The sequence below is a fragment of the Kitasatospora sp. NPDC036755 genome (genome assembly GCF_040636595.1).
In the GTDB taxonomy this organism is placed as follows: Bacteria; Actinomycetota; Actinomycetes; order Streptomycetales; family Streptomycetaceae; genus Kitasatospora.
The window spans coordinates 1-22,018 of sequence record NZ_JBEZUT010000061.1; the positions used below are offsets into that span (position 1 = coordinate 1).

At 72.5% G+C, this 22,018-nt stretch carries 22 protein-coding genes and 1 pseudogene; 5 read left to right on the forward strand and 18 right to left on the reverse strand.

Going from position 1 to position 22,018, the window contains the following annotated elements:
• Positions 1-1,697 (reverse strand): RNA repair domain-containing protein (locus tag AB0E96_RS12120; protein ID WP_359821795.1); only part of this gene is annotated, 1,697 nt, incomplete at its 3' end.
• Positions 1,697-3,577 (reverse strand): RNA ligase family protein, encoded by a 1,881-nt coding sequence (locus AB0E96_RS12125; RefSeq protein WP_359821798.1) that lies wholly within the window; start codon positions 3,575-3,577, stop codon positions 1,697-1,699. The genes AB0E96_RS12125 and AB0E96_RS12120, both read right to left, overlap by 1 nt.
• A 194-nt stretch (positions 3,578-3,771) precedes the next feature.
• On the opposite strand from AB0E96_RS12125, the gene AB0E96_RS12130 reads away from it, so the two are divergent.
• Positions 3,772-4,557 carry a methyltransferase domain-containing protein gene (locus AB0E96_RS12130; RefSeq protein WP_359821801.1) on the forward strand — a complete coding sequence of 262 codons (786 nt, stop codon included), beginning with the start codon at positions 3,772-3,774 and terminating at the stop codon, positions 4,555-4,557.
• Between the two features lie 150 nt (positions 4,558-4,707).
• Here AB0E96_RS12130 and AB0E96_RS12135 read toward each other — a convergent pair whose 3' ends face one another.
• The 3 genes from AB0E96_RS12135 to AB0E96_RS12145 are packed head-to-tail and all read right to left on the reverse strand — an operon-like array spanning position 4,708 to position 7,746.
• Positions 4,708-5,532 carry a carbohydrate ABC transporter permease gene (locus tag AB0E96_RS12135; protein ID WP_359821802.1) on the reverse strand — a complete coding sequence of 275 codons (825 nt, stop codon included), beginning with the start codon at positions 5,530-5,532 and terminating at the stop codon, positions 4,708-4,710.
• Entirely contained in the window at positions 5,529-6,467 is a 939-nt protein-coding gene (locus AB0E96_RS12140; RefSeq protein ID WP_359821804.1) for a sugar ABC transporter permease, read from the reverse strand. The genes AB0E96_RS12135 and AB0E96_RS12140 overlap by 4 nt, the downstream gene beginning before the upstream one ends.
• Positions 6,457-7,746 carry an extracellular solute-binding protein gene (locus tag AB0E96_RS12145; RefSeq protein WP_359821807.1) on the reverse strand — a complete coding sequence of 430 codons (1,290 nt, stop codon included), beginning with the start codon at positions 7,744-7,746 and terminating at the stop codon, positions 6,457-6,459. The genes AB0E96_RS12140 and AB0E96_RS12145 overlap by 11 nt, the downstream gene beginning before the upstream one ends.
• Before the next feature lie 258 nt (positions 7,747-8,004).
• Here AB0E96_RS12145 and AB0E96_RS12150 point away from each other — a divergent pair, with 258 nt between their 5' ends.
• A complete protein-coding gene (locus tag AB0E96_RS12150) occupies positions 8,005-8,718 on the forward strand; it encodes a flavodoxin family protein (RefSeq protein ID WP_359821810.1) in 714 nt (237 codons plus the stop codon).
• Between the two features lie 213 nt (positions 8,719-8,931).
• Here the strand turns inward: AB0E96_RS12150 and AB0E96_RS12155 are convergent, their stop codons facing one another.
• From AB0E96_RS12155 to AB0E96_RS12205, 11 genes and pseudogenes are all read right to left on the reverse strand, one after another.
• Positions 8,932-10,503 carry an IS1182 family transposase gene (locus tag AB0E96_RS12155; protein WP_359821813.1) on the reverse strand — a complete coding sequence of 524 codons (1,572 nt, stop codon included), beginning with the start codon at positions 10,501-10,503 and terminating at the stop codon, positions 8,932-8,934.
• A 65-nt stretch (positions 10,504-10,568) separates the two neighbouring features.
• Positions 10,569-10,883: a hypothetical protein gene (locus tag AB0E96_RS12160; RefSeq protein WP_359821815.1), complete on the reverse strand. Its 315-nt coding sequence runs from the start codon at positions 10,881-10,883 to the stop codon at positions 10,569-10,571.
• Between the two features lie 37 nt (positions 10,884-10,920).
• Positions 10,921-11,436: an NUDIX domain-containing protein gene (locus AB0E96_RS12165; RefSeq protein ID WP_359821817.1), complete on the reverse strand. Its 516-nt coding sequence runs from the start codon at positions 11,434-11,436 to the stop codon at positions 10,921-10,923.
• On the reverse strand, positions 11,433-11,909 hold the full coding sequence (locus AB0E96_RS12170) for a GNAT family N-acetyltransferase (protein ID WP_359821820.1): 477 nt from the start codon (positions 11,907-11,909) through the stop codon (positions 11,433-11,435). The genes AB0E96_RS12165 and AB0E96_RS12170 overlap by 4 nt, the downstream gene beginning before the upstream one ends.
• Positions 11,906-12,451, reverse strand: coding sequence for a class I SAM-dependent methyltransferase (locus tag AB0E96_RS12175; RefSeq protein WP_359821822.1), 546 nt, complete (start codon positions 12,449-12,451; stop codon positions 11,906-11,908). The genes AB0E96_RS12170 and AB0E96_RS12175 overlap by 4 nt, the downstream gene beginning before the upstream one ends.
• Before the next feature lies 1 nt (position 12,452).
• Positions 12,453-12,938: an NUDIX domain-containing protein gene (locus AB0E96_RS12180; RefSeq protein WP_359821824.1), complete on the reverse strand. Its 486-nt coding sequence runs from the start codon at positions 12,936-12,938 to the stop codon at positions 12,453-12,455.
• A gap of 33 nt (positions 12,939-12,971) precedes the next feature.
• The gene (locus AB0E96_RS12185) at positions 12,972-13,859 is read right to left on the reverse strand and encodes an aminoglycoside phosphotransferase family protein (RefSeq protein ID WP_359821826.1); all 888 of its coding nucleotides are present in this window, start codon (positions 13,857-13,859) and stop codon (positions 12,972-12,974) included.
• On the reverse strand, positions 13,856-14,341 hold the full coding sequence (locus tag AB0E96_RS12190; protein WP_359821828.1) for an NUDIX domain-containing protein: 486 nt from the start codon (positions 14,339-14,341) through the stop codon (positions 13,856-13,858). The genes AB0E96_RS12185 and AB0E96_RS12190 overlap by 4 nt, the downstream gene beginning before the upstream one ends.
• Before the next feature lie 73 nt (positions 14,342-14,414).
• Positions 14,415-15,593 (reverse strand): hypothetical protein, encoded by a 1,179-nt coding sequence (locus tag AB0E96_RS12195; protein WP_359821831.1) that lies wholly within the window; start codon positions 15,591-15,593, stop codon positions 14,415-14,417.
• Positions 15,594-15,598: 5 nt separating this feature from the next.
• Complete coding sequence (locus AB0E96_RS12200; protein ID WP_359821833.1) at positions 15,599-16,453, reverse strand: hypothetical protein; 855 nt, start codon at positions 16,451-16,453, stop codon at positions 15,599-15,601.
• A 35-nt stretch (positions 16,454-16,488) separates the two neighbouring features.
• A pseudogene (locus tag AB0E96_RS12205) lies at positions 16,489-16,605 on the reverse strand (lantibiotic dehydratase); the annotation flags it as partial.
• A gap of 489 nt (positions 16,606-17,094) precedes the next feature.
• Here AB0E96_RS12205 and AB0E96_RS12210 point away from each other — a divergent pair.
• Both AB0E96_RS12210 and AB0E96_RS12215 read left to right on the forward strand, forming a co-directional pair.
• Positions 17,095-18,531: a hypothetical protein gene (locus AB0E96_RS12210; protein WP_359821836.1), complete on the forward strand. Its 1,437-nt coding sequence runs from the start codon at positions 17,095-17,097 to the stop codon at positions 18,529-18,531.
• Positions 18,528-19,028, forward strand: a complete 501-nt coding sequence (locus tag AB0E96_RS12215) for a GNAT family N-acetyltransferase (protein ID WP_359821839.1) — start codon at positions 18,528-18,530, stop codon at positions 19,026-19,028. The genes AB0E96_RS12210 and AB0E96_RS12215 overlap by 4 nt, the downstream gene beginning before the upstream one ends.
• A gap of 13 nt (positions 19,029-19,041) precedes the next feature.
• On the opposite strand, the gene AB0E96_RS12220 is transcribed toward AB0E96_RS12215, so the two are convergent.
• Both AB0E96_RS12220 and AB0E96_RS12225 read right to left on the reverse strand, forming a co-directional pair.
• A complete protein-coding gene (locus AB0E96_RS12220; protein ID WP_359821841.1) occupies positions 19,042-19,626 on the reverse strand; it encodes an HD domain-containing protein in 585 nt (194 codons plus the stop codon).
• 20 nt (positions 19,627-19,646) lie between these two features.
• Complete coding sequence (locus tag AB0E96_RS12225) at positions 19,647-20,126, reverse strand: hypothetical protein (RefSeq protein ID WP_359821843.1); 480 nt, start codon at positions 20,124-20,126, stop codon at positions 19,647-19,649.
• A 902-nt stretch (positions 20,127-21,028) separates the two neighbouring features.
• On the opposite strand from AB0E96_RS12225, the gene rfbB reads away from it, so the two are divergent.
• Positions 21,029-22,015, forward strand: a complete 987-nt coding sequence (rfbB, locus tag AB0E96_RS12230) for a dTDP-glucose 4,6-dehydratase (RefSeq protein ID WP_359821846.1) — start codon at positions 21,029-21,031, stop codon at positions 22,013-22,015.
• Positions 22,016-22,018: the final 3 nt, after the last annotated feature.

Sequence of the window (22,018 nt, forward strand, 5' to 3'; positions counted from 1 at the left end):
ACCAGATCGCCGACCCGGGCCGGGGCGGCACTGAGCCGGGCCGTGTCGAGCCGGGCCGCGCAGTCGGCGGCCACGCGCTGCGGGTCGTCGGCGCGTCCGAGGGTCAGGTGCGGGGTGAAGCCGCTCGCCCGGCCGCGGCAGCGGGGGAAGCGCCGCTCCAGCGCGTGCCGCAGTGCCGCCCAGGGCGCGGGGGAGGCGGCGGCCGGGTCCAGCCAGACGGTGGCGTCCTCGCGGTGGCCGAAGGTGTGCACGCCCTCCAGCCGCGCGGTGAACGGCGCCACCTCGGCGGCGGCCGCGCCCAGCAGCGGCAGGGCGCGGTCGAACTCGGCCTCCGGGACGAAGCCGAACAGCAGGTTGACGTGCGGGGGCCAGCGGCGCAGCTGGGGGTCGTACGCCTCGCGCAGCCGTTGGATCGGCGGCCGGTGCTCCTCGGGCGGCAGCCAGGCGACGGCGGTGCGAGTGGTGGGCGCGGCGTCGAGGACCCCGGGTGCGCCGTCGCCGTCCTGGTGGCCGTGGCCGTGGGCGTGGCCGCTTCCGGTCCCGGTCCCGGTCCCGGGACCGTCGTGGTCGGGGAGGAGGACGAGGTCCACGGTCACGCCGTAGTGGTCGGAGGGGAGGATCCCGTCCTCGGCCGGGCGGTCGCCGAGCAGGGCGGCCGCGGTGGCGCGGGTGCCGTCGCCGCGGTGCAGGACGCGGTCCAGCCGGCCCGGGCGGCCGCTCAGCGAGGAGACCGCGGCGAGCGGGTTGGCCGTCGGGTCGAAGGTCGGCGTGTCGTCGGCCGGCCCGTGCACCTCGGTCCAGGTGTCCCGCAGGCCGAGCGCGGCGGCCGGGCCGGCCGGGCCGGAGCGGCCGTCGTTGAAGTCCCCGAGCAGCAGCAGCTCGCCCTCGACGCCCGCCAACCCCTCGGCCAGTCCGGCGAGTTCGGCCCGGCGGCGGCCGGCTCCGTCCGGGGAGTGGTCGCTGCTGAGGTGAACGGCGGCGACGGTCAGCGGGGCGCCGGCGGTCCGCAGCGCGAGGGCGGTGACGGCCTTGTGGGGGCCCAGCGTGTGGCGTCCGGCCGCCAGTACCGGCAGCCGGCTGAGCAGCAGCAGACCGTGGTCGTCGATCTCCGGCCCCAGGGGGTCGGCGCCCAGGGTGTACCCGGCGCGGACCCAGGGCGCCGCCAGCAGCAGGGCGACCAGCGCGGGCTCGACCTCCTGCAGGGCGATGACGTCGGCACCGGCCGCCGCCAGCTCGGCGAGCAGCAGCGGTCGGCGCCGGGCGGTGTCGATCCGGTCGGCGTCGTAGCGGTCCCACAGGGCGTTCCAGGTGACCACGCGCAGGGCGGCGGCCGTCGGGACGTCCCGGGTGGTCGCGGTGGCCGGAACGGGCTCGGTGGGCCTCCAGCCGCCGTCCGGGTGCCAGGCGTACGGGGTGGTCGGGGTGAAGAAGGGAGCGGGCAGCCGGGGCGGGTCGGTGCGGCGCCCGGCCTCGGTGCTGTCGAGCAGGTCCACGCCCGAGGCGCGGTCCCAGACCCGCAGCCCGTCCGCCTCGACCCAGTGCACCCGGTGCCAGGGGATCTCGCCGGAGGTGGCGAAGGCCTCCAGCGGGACGCGCTCGGTGCGGTCGTCGCGCTGGCGCACACCGAGGGTGAACCGCGCCGGGTCGAACCGGGCGTCCCAGCGGATGCGCTGGCAGATCTGTTCGATGGGGCGCATCAGTCCTCCTGCTCGTCGAGCGTGCCCGCGGTGTCCTCCACGGCGCCACCGGGGCCGACGTACCAGGTGCGGTGCGCCTGGCCGGGGTACGGCGGGCCGAAGCGGTGCAGCTGGGCGGTGAGCACGTCCGGGGGCACCGGGTGCGGCCGGACGGCGTTGCGGCGCCGCAGCTCCTCCTCACCGACCACCAGCACCACGTGGGTGACCAGGGCGTCGCGGCGCTGCGCGACGGCGTGGACGAGGGAGCGCTGCTGCTGGTTGAGCGAGGTGGCGTCCCAGACGGCGGTGGGGCCGGCGGCGCCGGTGGTGCCTTCGTCGGTGCCCGTGCCGCCGGTGGTGCCCGTGCCGCCGGTGGCGCCCGTGCCGCCGGTGGCCAGGGCGGCGTCCAACCGGGCCAGCCCGACGCGCAGCACCTCGGCGTTGTCGCGCTGGTCGGCGCGCGAGCCCCGGGCGGCGCGCAGGTCGTCCAGGCTGATCCGGGCGGTGACGCCGGTGAGCCCGGCGGCGAATCCGCTCTTGCCGCTGCCGGAGGGCCCGCACAGGTGGAGCAGCCGGGGGAAGCGGCCGTCGCGCCGGCGCCAGGTGGCCGCCACCGCCTCCTCGGCGGTGGTGATCCGGCCGAGGGCGTACGCCTCGCGGGCCTGCGCCCAGCAGCGGTCGGCGATGTCGCCGTCCAGGCCGGCCAGCGCCTCGCGCAGACCGGCCCGCAGCCGGGCGAGCGGTGCCCCGTCGATCAACCCGGCGTCCTCGGCGAACAGCGCCGACCAGTCGACCAGCTCGCGTTCCGCCCGCCCGGGGGCGGCGGTCGCCGCGACGGCGTGCAGCACCCCGAGGTCGGCGGCGGCCGAGAGCCGGACCAGCCCGGCACGGCGGTCCTCGTCCGGGTACGGCCGGTGGAGCGCGGGGTGCAGCCCGACCAGGTCGGCGACCCGCCGGGCGAGCCGCAGGCCGAGCGGCCCGGCCAGCCGCGGTGCCAGCGACTGGCGGCGCTCGGTGCGCAGCGCGGTGGCGAGCAGGCCGGCGAGCCGGGCGTCGCCGCCCCGGCCCAGTTCGTCCAGCCGGGCCGACACCTCGGCCAACTCCTCCGGCGGGCAGGAGAGTTCGGGGAGGCCCAGGGCGGCCGCGAGGGCGGGGAGGTCGGGCAGCGCACCGGAGCGCGCGGCCCAGAGCGCGGAGCTCGGAGCGAGCCCGTTCTCCACCACCGCGGCGTGCATCCAGTGGGTGTCGGTGCGCACGTGCCGGGGGCGGACCCACTTGGCGACCCGCTCGCCGAACTCGGCCCGGGGGAAGCCCCGGACCGTCCGCACCACATAGCCCTCCTGCCGGTCGAGGTCCAACCGCAGGGCGCGCAGGGAGCGCTCGTCGTAGCGGCCGCGCCACAGCACCCGGGGGGTGGGGATGCCGAGGCGGCGCAGGAAGCGGACGGTGTCGTCCCAGTCCAGGCAGCGGTCCTGGCCGTCGGGCCCGCCCGTTCCACCGGGCCCGGCCGGTCCGCTGCTCCCGGCCGGTCCGCTGCTCCCGCCGGTCGCGCGGGTCGCGCCCGTCCAGACCGAGAAGCCGTAGAACCAGCTCTCCAGGTCGGTGTACGGGATCGAGTGCCGGGCGAACAGGTTCTCGCCGCAGATCCGCAGGCCGGCGGGGATGCGCGGGGCGATCCGGCCCTGGAGGCCCTTCACCCAGGCGCGCGACGGGTGGTGGGCGGAGTCCAGCGAGCGGGCGTGCAGTCCGTCGCGGTAGAGCGTGGTGTTCTCGCCGTCCAGCTTCTCGGTGACGACGACCTCGGCGCCGGCCAGGCCGGACAGGTCCCCGGTCCGTACGTCGTCCGCCGATGCGCCCGGTGACCAGGGCAGATGCGGCGTCCGGGGGTAGTGCACTCGCATGTCCGGCTCCCTGGGCGTTCTTGATCCGCGGACACTGTAGGAGCGGCCGCGAAGCCTGGGCCACCGATTAATCGGGGCCCCGGCCTGCCGGGGGTGTGGACGACACGCGGGCAGGAACGTCCCTGCACGCCCGCGCCGCGCCCACGCGGTGCAATGGCGCGACCCGACACGCCGTCAACAGGGGAGGCCGACAGGTGGAGACGAGCACGAAGGACGCGGATCCGGTCCGGGTGCTGGACGTGGCGAGCGCCGAGTACCGACGGGTGTTCGAACTGTTCCTCGCCGGGACGGACGAGAAGCCGGTCACCCACGCCCGGCTGGGCGAGGTCGTGGCCGCGCTGCCGCACCGCCGGGTCCTGCTGGACCTCGGCGCAGGAGACGGCCGCACCACCGCCTACCTCGGCCGCTCCTTCGAGCGCACGATCGCGGTGGAACCCAGCGCCGCGATGCGCGAGAAGCTCCGTGCGGCCTGCCCCGACGCCCTGATCCTCCCGGAGCCGCTCGACCTGGCGCACCCGCCCGAGCGGGCCGACCTCGCCCACCTCTCCCACGTGCTCTACTACGTGCCCGAGGCGGACTGGCTCGGCACCGTCACCCGCGCCCTGGAGTGGACGGCCCCCGGCGGCACCCTCCTGGTCGTGCTCCAGAACCCGGAGAGCCCCTGCATGCGGATGGCCACGCACTTCACCGGCGTGCGCTACGACCTCGGCCCGCTCGCCGACCGCCTGCGCGAGCGCCACCCGGAGCACGGCTACGCCCTCGAGACCCTCGACCTCCACTACCGCACGCCCCGGTTGGCCGAGGCGGTGGACGTCGCCGAGTTCATGGTCAACGTCGCCGACCTGGCCGCCCTCGACCCCCGCCCTTCGCGTACGGCCCTGACCGCCTACGTCCAGGAGCACTTCGCCCTGTCCGCCGGCGGCTACGCCATCGGCCACACCCAGGACATGCTCACCGTCCGCCGGGCCGGGGGTTCCTGAGCCGTCGACCCGGGCCGTCGTTCCTGAGCCGGCGTTCCTGAGCCGGCGTTCCTGAGCCCGCGTTCCTGAGCCCGCGTTCCGGGGAGGCCCGGCCGGGGTCGCGCGGACCCCGGCCGGCAGTCCCTCGGGCAGGCGTCCGCCGGACGCGGCTCAGCCCTTGACCGCGCCGACGGCGAGGCCGGAGGTGATCCGGCGCTGGACGACGAGGAAGAACACCACGACGGGCAGGGCGGTCAGCGTGGCGCCCGCCATGAGACCGCCGTAGTCCGTCCCGAAGCTGGTCTGGAAGGAGACCAGCCAGATGCTGACCGTCTGCTTGTCCGGACTGGACAGCAGGACGTAGACGAGGACGTACTCGTTCCACGCCTGGACCAGCGCGAAGACGGACGTGGCGACGATGCCCGGTGCGAGCAGGGGGAGCACCACCCGGCGGAACGCCCCGAGGCGGCCGCAGCCGTCGACCATGGCCGCCTCCTCCAGCTCCACCGGGATCCCGGCGATGAAGCCGCGCAGCATCCACACCGTGAACGGCAGCGTGAACACCAGGTAGGTGAGGATCACGCCGCCGAGGCTGTCGGTCATCCCGACGTCGTTCAGCAGCAGGTAGACCGGGATGATCAGGGCCGTCAGCGGGACCATCTGGACGATGAGGATCACCACGACGAACGCCTTGCGCCCCGCGAAGCGGAAGCGGGCGAGGGCGAAGGCGGCGAGGGCGCCGACGACCAGGGACACCAGGACGGTGCCGAGGCCGATGACGACGCTGGAGCGGACGTTGGCCCAGAAGGTCTCGGACCCCAGCGCCCTGGCGAAGTTGTCCAGCGTGGGTCGGCCCGGCCAGAACTTCGGTGGCAGGCTGAGGACTTCGGTGGCGGGCCGGAACGCCGTGAGCGCCATCCAGTAGACCGGGAACCCGATCACCGCGGCGACGAGCAGCCCGAGCAGGTCGCGGCCCCACGACCGCTTCCGTCTCATTCGACCTCTCCCGTCCTGAGCATCTGACGCAGGTACACGACCGATCCGGCGAGCAGCAGCACGACCGTCACGAGCGCGATCGCGGCCCCGGCGCTGTACCGGTTCACGGCGAACGACTCGATGAACGAGTAGACGCCCAGCAGGTAGTACTCCCTCTCGGGCTGTCCGCCGCGCATGATCCAGATCTGGTTGAAGGTGCCGAAGTTCCAGATCGCCATCAGCGTGGTGACCATGAGCAGCACCGGCCTGATCACCGGGAGGGTGATGTGCCGGAAGACCTGCAACGGCCGGGCGCCGTCGAGCACCGCGGACTCCTCCAGTTCGGGCGGCACCTGCGCCAGCGCGGCCCGCAGGGTGATGGCGGCGAACGGCAGCGAGCCCCACACCACGACCGCGACGATGACGGCGAAGCCCTGCCACGGGTCGGTGAACCAGTTGTGCCGGGCCAGGTCGACCCCGGGCAGCCGGGAGAGCAGCCAGTTCACGACCCCGTAGTCGGCGTCGAAGAGCCAGCGGAAGACCGCCCCGGACACCATGACCGGCATCGCCCACACCGTGACCAGCACCCCGGAGATGACGGCCCGCACCCACGGGGAGACGCGGTGCATCAGCAGCGCGATCGCCGTTCCGCAGAACACGGTGAGGGCGACGGACGCCGCGGTGAAGAGCACGGTGCGCAGCACCACCGTCCAGAAGAAGCCGTCGCCGAGGATCCGGCGGAACTGGTCCAGACCGGCCCAGGGCGGTGCCGCGCCGCTGAACAGCTGCTCGCGGGTCATGTCCTGGAAGGCGAGGACGACCATGTCCACGAGCGGGTAGCCGAGCACCAGGACGAGCGCGAGGACGGTCGGGCCGATCAGCAGGTAGGGCAGCAGGCGCGGCGGCAGGAGCGACGCCAGGAGCGGACGGCGCCGCCGGACCGGGTCAGCGCTCATTGATCACTTCGTCGATCCGCCGGTCCGCCTCGCGCGCGGCGTCCTGCACCGACGCCTTGCCGTTGGCGATCCGTTCGAGCATCTCGGGCAGGACGTTGGACTTCTCCGCCGACGTCCAGCCCGGTGCGAACGGGGTCATCCAGCCCCCGGTCGCCGCGGCCTGGGCGGACGGCCCGTTGATGCCGCCGGCGGCGACCTCGGCCAGCTGGGTGGTGTTGTTGGGCAGGGTGTTCGCGGCGATCAGCCCCTTCTGCGACTCCCGGTCGGTGAACGTCCTGATCCAGTCGGCGGCCAGCTCCTTGCGCGTCGACTTGGCCGGCACGGCGAGGGTGGAGCCGCCGAGGAACGGCGGCAGGAGCTTGCCGGACGGGCCGGGGAAGGCGAAGGTGGCGAACTTGCCCTTCAACTTCGGGTCCCCGCCGGAGCGTTCGTCGGTGGCCGAGTCGGCCTCCCAGGTGTTGCCGTAGAACACGCCCACGTGGCCCTGCCCGACGACGCCCGGCTGGTCGCCGTTGTCCTTCGCCCGGTCGCCGACGTAGTAGGTGTCGATCAGCCGCTTCCACTCGGTGAGCCCGGCGACGGACTGCGGCGAGGACAGCGAGGCCTTCCAGCGGTCGCCGTCCTTCACCGCGATCTCGCCGCCCGCGTCCTTCACGAAGGCCATGGCCGCGTTCCAGTAGCGGCCGGGCATGTAGAGGGCCGAGAAGTTCGGGTCCTCGGGGCCGTAGGTCGCCTTGAGGCGGTCCAAGGCGGAGAGGAGTTCGGGGTACGTCTTCGGTGCGTCCGGCACGCCGGCGCGGGCGAAGTAGTCGGTGCGGTAGACGCCGACCCGGGCCCCGACGTAGTAGGGCACGCAGTAGGTCTTGCCGTTGGCGCGACAGGCGTCGGCGAGCGCCGGCAGCCAGGCGTCCGACTGGTCGAAGCGGGCCGGGTCGACGGTGGAGAAGGCGCCGTTGACGATGTAGTTGGTGGTCTCGCTGTTGCCCATCTCCACCACGTCGGGCACGTTCTTGCCGGCGAGGACGGCGTCCAGCTTCTGGTTCTTCGTCGTCCACTGCTGGTACTGGACCTCGACCTTGACCCCGGGGTGGGATTTGGCGAAACGGTCATTGGTGGACTGGACCAATTCCGGCCAACTCTCCTGGGCGTCCACGGCCAGCCACACCGTCAGCTTGCCGCCGCCCTCCACGCCCTTCCCCGCGCCGGAGCCGCACCCGGCCACGGCCAGGGACAGGAGCAACGCGAGGACAGGGGGACGAAAGCGCATACGAATGGCCATGAGATCTCCAAGTTCACTGTGGGGGTACTGTTCTGACTACCCATCGGATACGTGCTCCGATCAGAGGTCTAGACATTCGACCGGAAGAAGACGTCCGTCACCCCACGGGGAGCGCGGCCCGCCCACGACCGCCCGTTCGGCCGAACCGGGTCAGGCCGACGGCCCAGCCCGACGCGCGCCGCCACCGCCGACCTGATGGGCTGGGCCGGGGGAGTCCGCCGACGGACCGGCCTCCCGGACCACACGGAGGAGGAACCGGTGCCGGACCCGACGACGTACACCGACCTGCGCGCCCTGGTGATCAACTGCACCCTCAAGCGCTCCCCGGAACGCAGCCACACCCAGGGCCTGATCGACGTCAGCACCGGCATCCTGGAACGCCAGGGCGTCGCCGTCGACGTCCTGCGCGCGGTCGACCTCGACATCGCCACCGGCGTCTGGCCCGACATGGCCGAACACGGCTGGGAGACCGACGAGTGGCCGGTCATCTACTCCCAGGTCATGGCCGCCGACATCCTCACCCTCGCCGGACCGGTCTGGCTGGGCGACAACTCCTCCGTCATGAAGAAGGTGATCGAGCGGCTCTACGCCTGCTCGTCGATCCTCAACTCCGAAGGCCAGTACGCCTACTACGGGCGAGTCGGCGGCTGCCTGATCACCGGCAACGAGGACGGCGCCAAACACTGCGCGATGAACGTCCTCTACAGCCTCCAGCACCTCGGCTACACCATCCCGCCCCAGGCCGACGCCGGCTGGGTCGGCGAAGCCGGCCCCGGCCCCTCCTACCTCGACCCCGGATCCGGCGGCCCGCAGAACGACTTCACCAACCGCAACACCACCTTCATGACCTGGAACCAGCTCCACCTCGCCCGCCTGCTCAAGGACGCCGGCGGCATCCCGGCCCACGGCAACCAGCGCTCCGAATGGGACGCCGGCTGCCGCTTCGACTTCGAGAACCCCGAACACCGCTGAGCCGCCGGTCGTCTGTGTGAGAGGGGCCGGAAAGCGGACCGGTTGTGGCGGATCGCTGTGTGGCGGAACGTCATCGGCCGATCCGGTGACGGGATCGTACAGGCACGGAACGACTGGAGGAGGGAGTTCGCTTCGGCGAAGTGCACGGCTAGAAGTTTGCTGAAGATCTTGCTCGTGGAGGGGCTGTCCCGGTTGGGGACAGCCCCTCCTGCGCTATGTGGTTGCGGGGGTGATGGTCCAGGTGTGGCCTGTGTGGGTGAGTCCGAGGTTGATCAGTCGGCGGAGGTTGAGGGCGGCGGCGCGGTTGTGGAGCCAGGTGTTGTTCTTCAGGACGCCTCGGTAGGGGACGCGGCGGTTGCCGCGGGCGGTGAGCCAGGCGATGGCTCGTTCGACCGGTGGCCGCCAGCGGCGGTACTCGGTCTGCCAGTTGGGGTCGGTTGCGTTCTGGCGGGCGGCTTTGAGGCGGTTGTACTGGGGGTGGACGTTGAAGGTGCGGCCGCTCTTGGAGCGGGTGCAGCGTTCGCGCAGTGGGCAGGTGCGGCAGAGGGTCTTGAACTGGGCCTGGCGGTTGCCGTTCGCGAGGCGGCGGCCGAGGGCTTTGGTGTGGCCGGCCGGGCAGGTGACGGTGCCTGCGGTGGTGTCGACGTGGAAGTCGTCGGTGGTGAAGCCGCCCGGAACGGCGGGCTTCAGCGGCGGAGGCTTGATGATCAGGGTGTGGCCGTCGGCTTCGAGGGCTTCGCGCAGGTCGCCGGTGCCGTAGGCGGTGTCACCGAGGACGGTCAGGTCTTCGGTGTCGTCGGCGAGCAGGTCCTGCGCGACGGCCGCTTCGTGGTTGTCGGCCCCGCTGCCCTGGGTGAGCTCGACCTCGGTGAGCAGGCCGGTCTCGGGCTCGAACGCGGCGTGGGCACGGAAGCCGTCCTGGTGGCGGGTTCGGTTCTTGTGGATGTGCCTGGCCTCGGGGTCGACGGTGGACACGATGCGGTCGTGGGCGGTCCCCTGGGTGATTCGCCAGCGGCCGCCGCGCCCATCGTCGGCAGGTTCGACGTCCTGGCCGGCGACCAGGGCCAGTAGGCCGACCGCGTCGGCGGCCATCTCGTCGAGCTGCCGCTCGGGCAAGCGGCCGAGCAGGTTGAGCGCGTCGGTGACCAGGGCGTCCACGAGTGCGGCGCGGGCGGCTTCGTCACTCCAGGCGATGCGGGGCTTGCCCGGGTCGGTGTAGTCGTGCGCGGTGCACCAGGTGGCGGCAACCCGCTCCGCGCCGGGCACGTCGCGGATGACCCGGCGGATCGAGGCGACGAGCTGGGTGACGGTGTCCTGGGTGGCGACCGCGTCGTCGAGGACGGTGGAGTCCAGGGCCCGCCGGTGCTTGCCCTTGAGGACGCCGGTGGCCGCGACGACCTCCTTGACCTTGGTGAACAGCCGGTTCGGATCGCCGGAGCGTTGCAGGCGCCGCCGGAAGTAGGTCAGCAACGAGGGGTCGAACGCGGTGTCGTGCAGGCCGAGTCCGCAGGCGGCCTTCCACCGCAGATCGCAACGCAGTTCCTGGACCGTGTCAAAGTCCGACAGTCCGTGCAGACTCTGCAGAACCACCGTCGCCGCGAGGACCTGCGGCGGCATGCTCGGCCGCCCGTTCGTCGACGGGTACATGTCCGCGAACATCGAGCCCGGGAACAACGCCTCCCGATGCTCGGCCAGGAACGCGAACACACTCCCGGCCGGGATCAGCTCCCGGCAGGTCTCCCACACATCCGGCCCGACCAGCCCACCAGCCCAGTCCCCCTGCACACACAGCAGTCTGGCCTCACCCCGGATCGGGTGAGGCCAGAACCTGAAAGATTTTCAGCGATCTTCTAGGCGAAGAGGGAGGCCAGGGCTCGGTTGGTGGTGAGGAGTCCGAACGCGGCGGCCAGGGCACGGCCGATCTCGGCGAGGGCGACCACCATGAGCGCGGTGCGGTCGGCGCGCCAGGCCAGCTGCAGGGCGGTGCGGAGCATGCCGGGGATCTGGCGGGCGACGGCGAGAAAGCTGATCTTGAGCATGGTCTGCTCGTGGGAGGTGAAGCCGTAGTCGTAGCGCAGCGGCCCGCCGAACAGGAACTTCTCGCTGGCGGAGATGCTCTCCTGCGTGGCGGTCTCGGTCGTGCTCTCGGGCGGGCGGGTCTTCAAGCGCGCTCCTTCGTGGGCACACTGCGGGCAGGGGCGGTCATCCGTTCTCGCCCGGGATACGGGGCTCGGAGACGAGGTACTCGGCGCGGCCGGTGCGGCGGGCGGTGAGCGAGGCCCGCAGGGTGCGCAGGCGGCGCGGGCCGACGAGCACCGACCAGTCATCGATGGTGCGCACGGCGTGGCCGCTGTGTTCGGCGGGGTCGAGGGTGATCCGTTCGATCTCCCGGTCGGTGAGCCGGCCGCCGTCGAAGGTGACGCCGATCTTCCACGGCCACGGCGGTTCGGGCGGGGTGAAGGAGAGCAGCAGCAGGCGCGGCGCGTCGTCGATGGCGGCGGGGACGAAGCCGATCTCCTCGGCGGTCTCCCGTAGGGCGCATCGCCACGGGTCCTCACCCGGGTCGAGGAGGCCGCCGGGGTACTGGTACTCGCCGGGGTGGTGGACGGAGGTGAGCAGTAGCGGCCGGTCGTCGTGATCGGTGAAGAACACGCCGGCGTAGGAGACGCCGTGCGGCAGGGTCGGGACGAACTGCTCGGGCGGGACGAAGGTGGTCACCGCACCCACCCGCCGGGGCCGGGGCGCAGCGCCATGTAGCCGTCGAGGGGCTCGAAGCCGAGGGAGCTGTAGAGGGGCGCGCCGGCGGCGGTGGCGCGCAGTTCGACCGCTCCGCAGCCGCGGTCCTGGAGGGCTTCGACGAGGGCGGTGGTGACGGCGCGGCCGTGTCCGCGCCGTTGGTGGGCGGGGTCGGTGATCACGGTGTGAATGCGGCCCCACAGGCCGGTGGGGAAGGCGGGTCCGAGGTAGCCGCGGTAGACGATGCCGATGGCGCACGCGGCGAGGCCGTGGTCGGTGGGGACGACGTAGGCGAGCAGGTTCGGGTCGGTGCCCAGGCGCTCGCGCATGTCGTCGCGGAAGGTGGTGCGCCATTCGTCGGTGAGCGGGCCGCCGTCCAGGACGGCGACGCGCAGGCGCAGCAGTTCGTCGGCGTCCTCGGGTACGGCGGGCCGGGCGGCGGTGGTCGGGGTCATCGGCTGGTCCTCTCCGGGGCGGGGTGGGTGGTCAGCAGGAGGCAGGGCAGGTCGTCGAGCGGGTACTCGGTCACGTCGGCCCAGCCGAAGGAGCGCAGCAGGTCGAGGGCGGCCGAGCGCAGGCCGATCGACTCCCAGCCGGCGCGTTGGCGTTCGGCGAGCGGGGTGGTGACGAGGAGCCGGCCGCCGGGGGCGAGGAGGTGGCGTGCGTAGGCGTCGGTCGGCACGAGGTCGACGAACGGGAGGAAGAGTCGGCAGGTGACGAGGTCGAAGGCGCCGGGCGGGAGAAGGTCCAAGCCGCTGCGGTCGGTGTCGAGGAGCCGGAAGTCGAGGCCGTCAAGCCCTGGGTGCCGGTCCTGGGCGGTGGCGACTGCGACTTGGGAGAAGTCGACGCCCGTGGTGGTGAAGCCGAGGTCGTGGAGGGTGGCGACGCCTTCCTCGCTGACGGTGCGGCCTTGAGTGATGGCGAGCAGCCGCAGGTCGACGTCGGCGGGCAGGGCTGCCTGTTCGCCGGTGGGCGGGAGGCGGTGGCGGCCGACCATCTCAGGCCCCGACCAGGGCGCGCAGGTCCTCCGACGCTTCCCAGCCGTAGGTGGAGAACCCTCGCCCGTCGCCGGCGAGGTAGGCGGTGAGGGCGGCGTGCGAGGTGGGGAACATGGGGGTGGGCAGCGCGGAGGCGTCCATCCACTGGACGGCGAGGTGCTTGTCCGGTTCGGTGTTCGTCAGCTCGCCCCGCCACGAGGTCGCGGCGAAGACCGAGAGCAGGAACGGGCCCTTGCCGTCCCATCCGGCCTTGACCTGGATGGTGTGGACGAGCCGCAGCTGCTCGGGGTCGACGACCAGGCCCGCTTCCTCGCGCAGTTCGCGGGCGGCGGCCTCGTCGAGGCGTTCGCCCTCCTCGACTTTGCCGCCGGGGATGGTCCAGGCGGGGACCGTGGACCAGGTGTCGTTGGCGTAGTGGACACAGGCGACCTTGCGCGCCTCGTCGTCGTGGACGATGACGCAGACAGCCTGGCGCAGGGACTGCATGGATGCTCCAACCAGTAGGAGGTAAAGGGGTGTTCAGGCAACCGGGTTCGGGTCGTGTAGCAGGTCGAGGACGGTCCGGGCGTAGCCGAGGACCTCCTCGTCCCGGTGGTGGTCCAGGGCCCAGCGCAGGGCCGCGGGGCAGTCGATCGCGGCCCACGCCCGGCACGCCGCCCGCTCTTCCGGGGTGAGGTCGCGCCCGTACCCGGCGGTGAACGCGGCGCGCAGGTCGGGCCGGTGGGGTGTGAGCTGGAGCGTGGCCCGCATCAGGTCGCGCCGGGCCGGGGCCTCGACGTGGCTGCGTTCGAAGTCGATCAGCCCGAGCGACAGCCGGTCGCCGTCGCGGCGTACGAGCCAGTTCCGCGGGCCGAAGTCGCCGTGGCAGTAGGCGAGCACGGTAGGCGGGGGCTCGGCGCGGGTGGCTTCGGCCAGGACCTCGATGTCCTCGTCCGACAGGCGGGCGTCGCGGGCGCGGGCCAGCGCCCGTTCGCGCTCCTGGGCCCAGGGCAGGTACTGGACGACGGGCGCTCCGGTCGTCGGCTGCGCGTGAACCGTGGCCAGGAGCTGTCCGGCCTGCCGGTACACCTCCCGCTCCTCGGCGGTGGTGAGGGCGGTGCTGATGACCGGGGTACCGGGAAGCGCAGAGGTGACGGCGAGCAGCGACCGGGTGTCCTCGGCGAGCAGCGCAGGTGTCCGGCCTTCGCCGAGGGCCGGTGCGAGCAGGCGGTAGGCGGTGGTTTCCCGCTCGTGCATGAGCGCGTTCTTGTGGCGCTTGGCGAACAGGCGGCGCCCGCCTTCGCCGACGACCTCCCAGACGCTCGGGTGCCCGGCCTGGTCGTGGGAGCGCACGCCCAGCAACTCGTAGGCTCCTGCGGTCTCGCGCAGCAGCCGGTCCACGTCGTGAGGGGCGGTGGGGGAGCTCATGCCGGCCAGCCGACGGTGGACAGGGTGCTGCCGCGGGTGATCTCGCCGAGCGCATGGGCGGTATAGGGCACGGTGTCGGCCGGGAGCTGGTCGAGCGGCCAGAAGCGCAGCATGTCGCACTTGTGCGGTTCGGCGTTGCGGACCTCGCCGTCGTAGCGGGTGGGCCGGAAGAATAACTGGAGACGGCTGCGGCCGTCGTCGGCGTCGAGGTGGTGCAGGGTGTGGACGAGCGCGAGGTCGTCCTCGGCGATGAGGATGCCGAGTTCCTCCTCGGCCTCGCGCGTCATCGAGCGGCTGACCGCCTCCCCGGGCTCCATGTGTCCGGCCGGCAGGTGCCACAGGCCGTTCGCGTAGGCGGTGTTGTGGCGCCGGCCGAGCAGCACGGTGTCGCCGTCGAGTAGGAGGAGGTGGACGCCGACGACCAGGGTCGGCGGCTCCGTCCTGGTGGTGATGCCGACGGCGTGGCTGGTGAGGTTGTCCACGAAGACCTCCAGACGTGGCTGGTGTTCGAGCGTGCGGAGCCGCCCGTCGGCGGATGGCGCGACAAGTGCGCACTCATTCAAAGGAGTTGGACGGCTTCGCACGAGCGGAGGTGACTGATGATGGTGCTGTTCGAATGCGGTGCTCAAGTGGATTCCCTCCGGGCGAGCCCTGGTCGAACGGGGACTTTTCGAGCACTCCGCGCGCGTGCTTCAAGGCTTCTTCCAATCGGCTCCGCAGGGCGTCCGGTAGAGCGGCGTTGCCCAGTGCGCAGGCGGCGAGAGCCCGTTCGAGTGCCGCGCCCTGAATCGGATCGAGACGGCGTCGGACGCCCTCGTGGGTGAGGAGGTCGCGCAGTGCGTAGCCGTCGCCGGATTCACTCGATCGGCTGGCCAGGTGGGCGAGGAGGTTTCGGGCGGCGGGCGTGTCGGGGTCGGCGGTGTCGAGGACGGTCAGTGTGAGGCGGCTGGTGAAGACGGCCAGGCCCTCGTCCGGTTCGAAGGCGAGGCAGTGCTTGAGCGCTCGGTCGGATGCCTGCTGGTCGCCGGGACGGCACAGTGCGGTGAGCACGGCGGTGACCGCGTCCTCCCACGGGTCGCCGGGTTCGGTGTCCTCGAGCAGGGCGAGGGCACCGGGCAGGCCGCCGGTGGTGGCGGCTGCGAGGACGGCGACCTGGCGGCCGTCGAGGATGCGCCGGCCGATGCCGCGGTGTTCCTCGATGTGGCGCAGGGCTTCGCTCCAGCGGCCGGCTGCGGTGACGGCGCGGGTGCCGTCGGCGATCACGACCCGCCACAGCCACGCCCGCACCTCTGCCCGCTGCTGGCCGGTCTCGGTCAGCTCGCCTGGGACGGTGATGCCGTCGAGGACGGCCTCGGCGGCGCTGGTGACGGCGCGGTAGAGGTCGAGGAGGAGCTGGTGGCCGCGCTGGTGGCGGCCGGCGCGGATGTGGAGGCGGGCGAGGTTGACGAGCGGCTCCAGGCCGCGGATGGCGCTCATCGCTGGGAGCGGCCCCTGGGGCAGGTAGAGGTCGGCGTGGCGATGGCACAGCTCGCGGGCGTGGTCGGGCAGGCCGAGATCGGAGGCGAGGAGCGCTGCCTGGCTGAAGACAGTGGATGCCTGGCCCGGGTCCGCCTGCCGGGAGGCCGTGTCGGCCAGCTCGTAGAGCCGGCCGACACGGGCGTTCAGGGGCAGGCGCGCGGGCCGGATCCTGGAGACCAGCGGGCAGCGCTGGGCGACGGGTCCGGTCGGGTGCACGGCGGCTACTCCCAGGCGATGGTGATCGGGCGCTCCAGTGCGAAGCGGCCGGCCGCCGGGTCGGCGGCGCCGGGGGCGTCGGGGAGGGCGACGAGGTCCTCGTCCACGTCCACTGCCACGACGTGCCCGTTCGGGCCGACGATGCGGCCCATGTAGGCGGCGTTGACGCCGGTGCCTGCGTCGGCCTCGAAGATCCTCTCGCCTGGCCGGGCGTCGAGCTGCTCCAGCATCAGGGCGACGATTCCCGGCTGGGAGGCGGCACTGATCTGGGTGTCGGAGCCGTCGGCCTTGGTGTAGGTGGAGTTGTCCGCGTACGCGACGTCCAGCGGGAAGCCGGGCAGGAAGTGCTCGCGGGGTACGGTGCGGAAGGCGTTCTCCACGGCGGCGGTGCGGATGGCGCCCTGGTCGAGCAGCCGGACGGTGAGGGCTGCGCAGAGGTCCTCGGCGGTCGGGGCGGCTGAGGCGGTGTCGCTGCCGAGCGTAGTCATGTGGGTGACCCCAGGAGTGGTGCGGATGGTGGACATCGAGGGCGCGCGGGGCCCTCGTCGGAGTGGAAGACGGCGTCCAACCCTTGCGGCCATGGCGGCTTGGTGGTCGACCGGCAGGCCGGCGCGGTTGGCGTGGAAGAGGAGGTGGTGCGCGAGGACCGCCCGGAGCCCGCGGGTGAGGTGGCCGTCGCGGGCGAGGCGGGCGAGGTCCTGCCCGGCCTGTTCGAAGGCGTGGACCCAGCCGCCGTGGTGGGCGAGCGGGGTGGTGTCGCGAGTGAGGGCCCAGGTGTCGAGGCGCATCAGGTGGCGCATCGCGGCGGTCAGGGTGGCAGCCCGCTCGGGTGCTACGGGCTTCGGGGTGTCGCCGAGCATCGCGAACTGGGCCTAGACGTCGCCCTGTTCGTGCCGGCTGCCGTTCCCATGGGAGCAGGGCTGAGGCGGGTGAGGAGGTGGGCGGCGCGGGCTGCCTCGTCGGCGACGGCCTGCGGGAGCACGATGTCGGCGTCCAGCCGCAGGTCGACGGCCGATCCCCCGGGGTCGGTGCCCGTGGCGAGCAGGTTGGTTCCGCAGGCCCGCGACGACCGCGCTTTCCGCCAACTGCAGCGTGGCCGCCGAGGGCGCCGCCGCAAGCTCCGAGCTGCGCGTCCTGACATTGGTTGCCATGGTTCTCCTTCCGCAAGATGTGAGCCGGAGCTCAGAGGGCCGCCTGCTCGCCGGCAGCGGGCCGCGACCGCGGTTGCTCGGCAGATGGGCAGATCGGAATCGCTCCGGCGCCAGGTCGGGCTTCTGATGTGCCAACTACGCTAGGAATCAGCGAAGTCGGGGAACACTCACCGGCAGTACGGGTTCGTGCTCCTCCACGCCGGTGGTGCCGCGTGGATGCACAAGAACACACCCTTGGTCGGCTGACCGGCAGAGGCGGAGGCCGCGATCGTCGAGAACTTCCCACAGTCGACGCGAAAAGCCGCGAATTCGCACACTCAGCAGCTCGATTGACGTACCGTCGCCGAGTGATGACGCTCGGAGACTCCCAGCTAGGGGCCGAGACGGCCCCCTCCGGCGACTGCCCCGGAGCGGTTCTGGTGCAGGCCCTCGGATACGCCAACTGGTCGCCGCGCGATCTGGTCCGAGAGATCAACGGACGGCTCGCGGGCCTGGGCGAACGACGACTCGACCTGACCGCCGCCCACGCCTGGAGCCGCGGCTCGGTGCCACGCTCTGAGACGGTCCGCCGCCTGGTCGCCGCGGTGCTGACGGAGAGAACTGGCCGGACCTACACCCAGACCATGCTCTGGGGTACGCCCGAGCCGGACGCCGGCAGGGACGAGCGGACCGTCACCGACGACCTGGTCGGGCGCCGTTCGCTGGGCGCCGTACTGGCCACCGCTACCGCCTGGAACGCGACCGAGCCCGCATCCCAGGCGACGCTCCGTCCGTCCGGTGACCTGTTCACCGCGGTCTGGGACGCCGACCGGCAGCAGCACCACAGCATCAGCCGCGAGAGCGGCAACGACCACGTACTGCCGCCGATGATGACCCTGCTGGAATCCCACCTCGCCGATCTGCGCCGTCTCGACGACGCCGCCGGAGGGGGCGCCATCTCCCAGCGGTACGTGCGTATCGCCCTCGACGGCGTGCTGTCGCTCCTGCAGAACAGCCGCTACACGCCGGACATCGGCACCCGGCTCCTGCGCACCGCCGCAGGACTCGCCCAGCTCGCCGGGTGGATGGCCTTCGACGCCGACCTCTCGGCCTCCGGCCAGCGCTACCAGCTGTTCGCGATCCGCCTCGCCCGGGCCAGCGCGGACCACGACACCGTCGCCAACGTGCTCGGGATGCTCGCCTACCAGCACGCAGCGGTGGGCAACCCCACGGCCGCGATCCGCTTCGCCGAGGCCGCCGTCGAAAAGGCCGCCAAGAGCTTGCCCACCGTCCGGGCCCGCGCCCTCGGTCGGCTCGCCACCGCCCACGCCGCCGCCGGCGGCATCGACGCCTTCCGATCCGCCACCGACCGCTGCCTCGCGTTCCTCGAGCACCGCCGCGACGACGACCCCCCGGCGCTCTACTACTTCACCGCCGACCAGGTGGCCGCCGAGAGCGGGCAGGGCCTGGTCGATCTGGCCGCAGCCAACCCCGGCGCCAAGGGCCGCCGACTGCTGGAGGAAGCGCACAGCCTCCTGTCACCGATCACCGCACACGGACCCACCACCGGCTACACCCGTTCCGCCTTCCTGCACGGTGTCCACCTCGCCAGGGCCCACCTCCTCGCCCACGACACCGAGGCCACCCTCGCCACCTTCGGAAGGCTCACCGCCCACCTGCCCGAAGTCCAGTCCGTGCGCTGCCGCAACCTGCTGCTCGGGATCCGTCGGCACGCCGGAACCCGGATCAAGTCGCCGAGCGGCAAGGATGCGCTGAACCGAGTGGACAGGGCACTATCGGGCCTATGACGCCGACTGGTCTCGTCCATCCCGTTGCTGCCGCGCTCTCCGCCGTCCCCTACGACCATCCCGAGGCTCGCCGCCTCACCACCGCCCTCCACGCGGAGCAGACCGCCATGTACGGCTTCGCCGACGACCCGGCGGCCACCGAGCCGGAACTCTTCGCGCCGCCGAACGGCCTCTTCCTCATCGCCCACCCAGACGGCCAAGACGAGGCGCTCGCCTGCGGCGGCTGGCACCTGGTCGCTCCGGCCACCATTGAGATCAAACGCATGTACGTCGCCCCGGCAGCCCGGGGGCTTGCCCTCGGCAGCCGGATCCTTCGCGCCCTGGAACACGAGGCGTACGAGCTCGGCGCACGACGCGCCATCCTGGAGACCGGCAGCCGCAACTCGGCAGCGATCGCCCTGTACGAACACCTCGGCTACCGGCCGATTCCCTCGTACGCTCCGGGCCGAGACCCGCTGGTGAACCGGGCCATGGCCAAGCAGCTCACGGCGGCGTAGGCGCCATCGCCCGTCAGACCGACGCGGACTGCCAGTCGGTGGGGTCGAGAGCGAGCGCAGCGTCGGCGATCTGCTGGGCCGACGCGGTCGTGAGGGTGGCCCGGCAGCGGTCGATCTTGCCCTGCACCGCAGGGACGCCGGTGGCCCGGTACTCGACGGCGCGCAGCAGGCAGTCCAATTTGTCGGCGTCCTTGGCACAGCGGGCCTCGGGGGTGGCGCTGTCCTCGAACTCGGCGATCACGTCGGCGAAGAGAGCCTGGACGGCCGGGTGGGCCGCCGCGGTCTGGTCGGCCGTGACCTTGCGGGGGTCGGCGGCGGTCACGTACCGGCGGGTAAGCGGGGTGAGGTCGCCGGTACGGGCCTCGGGGACGTCGTGGAGGGTTGCCAGCAGGGTGGTGCGGGCCGGGTCGGCTCCCTCCAGGGCGGCGAGGGTCGCGGCGATCACCGCGGTGCGGTGGCTGTGCTCGGCGACGGTTTCGGCGGCGGACAGCGGGATGCCGTCCTGCCGCCAGCCGGTGCGGGGCAGGGCGCGAAGGGAGCCGGCCTCGAAGAGGAGACGGGCGACGCCCGCTGCCTGGTCACCGTCGAGCTGCACCACAGGGTCCTCCTGATCGCATGTCACCCGTCATCCCGACCGTAGCGCAGGCGGTCCAGGTCGTGCCGGGACGTCGCGGAGATGAGACTTCCGTCGAGGAGCTCGGCCGTGAATGTGTCGAACGCCTGGGCGACATCCGGTGCTGCGTGCGGCAGCCACGGGTGCAGGTTCAGCAGGGTGCTGATCGAATGGACGTACAAGTCGACGGTGCCGGGCGCGAGGTGGAACGAGGAGACGAGGGCGCGGAAGAGACGGATCGGATCCCAGGACGCCGGGTCCGGGTGGTGCATGAAGCTGTCGTCGGTCTGGTCGGCCGGCATCGCGCCCAGCCACAGTGCCCAGTGGGACAGATTTGCGAGTTCGCCCCGTTCGTCGTTCAGCAGTGCGGTGGAGATGAAGTGCCGGAGCTGGTCCGGATCGCCCTGGCGCGCGGCGACGGTGGCGACGGTACGGGCCTCGATCGAGCGGGCGCTGTAGCCGCGCCGGCCGAGTGCAGGCCGCATACCGCGCAGCGCCTGCTCTGACCAGGCGGAGGCATCGGGCGCGGTGTCGTAGGAGGCGAGGTAGAGGGCCTGACGGTGCAGCAGGCCGCCGTGCCCGTCCGCCGTGGCGCGCTCGGCGGTGGCCCGCAGGTTGGCGAAGAAGCGGACGCGGTCGTCCGCGGGCAGCAGGGGGCCGGGCCGGGCCGCGCCTGGGCCGCGAAGCGACGGTGACCAGTGCCGGCGGAGGCGTGCCGCGCAGCGCCCAGGCGACCAGCAGGGCGGAGTCCCGGGGTTGGACCCACCCCGCCAGCGGGTGGCGGTTGGCCTCGGAGGGCGGGTCGAGGACAGCGGCCAGGACGCGGTCGGCGTCCAGCGCCGCGCCGCTGTGCGCGAGCAGCATCGGGTCGGCCCCCAGCAGGGCCAAGCGTCGGCGCAGGTCCAGGTAGTCGCCGGCGCGGGTATGCGTCAGCGGGCGACGGCCGGACTCCCAGCCCTGCACGGTGCCGATATCGACGCCCAGGTCCTCCGCCAGCCCCTCCTGGGTCCGCGGGATGCTCTCGCGGGTCAGACGCAGCAGGTAGCCGGAGACCAGACCGTCTGGCGGCGCTTTCGCGGACACGGAGCCCCTCCCTCGCGCGGGTATTCGCGGCTTTCACGCCTACGCCGCGGAGTTCACGAAGCTCGCGGCGTCACCCTCTGCCCGCTGGCGGCCAGAGGGTGTGTCGTTGTGCATCCGCGCGGTACTACCGCCGGCGAAGGGCGCGGCTACCCGTACTGCCGGTGAGTGTTTCCCGCAATGCCTGATTCCTAGCGTAGTTGGCGCATCAGGGGTCCGGCCGGGCAACGCGGGAAACCGACCGACCGGCCTGCCGGGCAGCCGCGGCCCCAGACCAACTCCGTTGTACGAGAGGGGATGGATCTCGATGAAAGTTCTTGTCACCGGCGGAGCCGGCTTCATCGGCTCGCACTTCGTGGACCGCCTGCTCCGCCGGGACGACGTGGAGCACGTGACCGTGCTCGACGCGCTCACCTACGCGGGCAACGTCGCCAACCTGGAACTCGCCCGCGGCTCGGGCCGCTGCGAGTTCGTGCACGGGAACATCCTCGACGCCCACCTGGTCGGGCAGCTGGTCGGCCGCCACGAGGCCGTGGTGCACTTCGCGGCGGAGTCGCACGTCGACCGTTCGCTCCTGGACGCCGGACGGTTCATCGCCACCAACGTGGCCGGCACCCACACGCTCCTGGAGGCCGCACGCCGGTCCGGGGTGTGCCGGTTCGTCCACGTCTCCACCGACGAGGTGTACGGGTCGCTGGAGACCGGGGCCGCGACCGAACTGCGGCCGCTCGCACCGAGCATCCCCTACGCGGCCTCCAAGGCCGCCGGCGACCTGGTCGCCCGCTCCTTCTTCGAGACGTACGGCGTGCCGGTGTGCATCACCCGGTCGTCCAACAACTACGGGCCCCGCCAGTACCCGGAGAAGGTGATCCCCAGGTTCGTCAGCAACCTGCTGCGGGGCCGGGCGGTGACCGTGCACGGCGACGGCGGGCACCAGCGCAACTGGCTGCACGTCGAGGACAACTGCGCCGGCATCGAACTCGTCCTCGACCACGGCGTGGCGGGCGAGGTCTACAACATCGGCGGCGGCCACGACCTCACGACCAACCAGCTCGCCACTCTGCTGCTCGGGATCGTCTGTGCGGACCGCTCCATGCGGCAGCATGTGCCCGACCGCACCGCCAACGACCGCCGGTACGCGATGGACTGGGCGAAGATCGCCCACCTCGGCTACCAGCCCGCCCACGACCTCGAACCCGGCCTGGCCGCGACAGTCGCCTGGTACCGCGCCAACCCGGCGTTCTGGCAGCACACCGCCCCGCTCGCCGCCGACCTCGCCCAGGCCGCGTCGTGACCG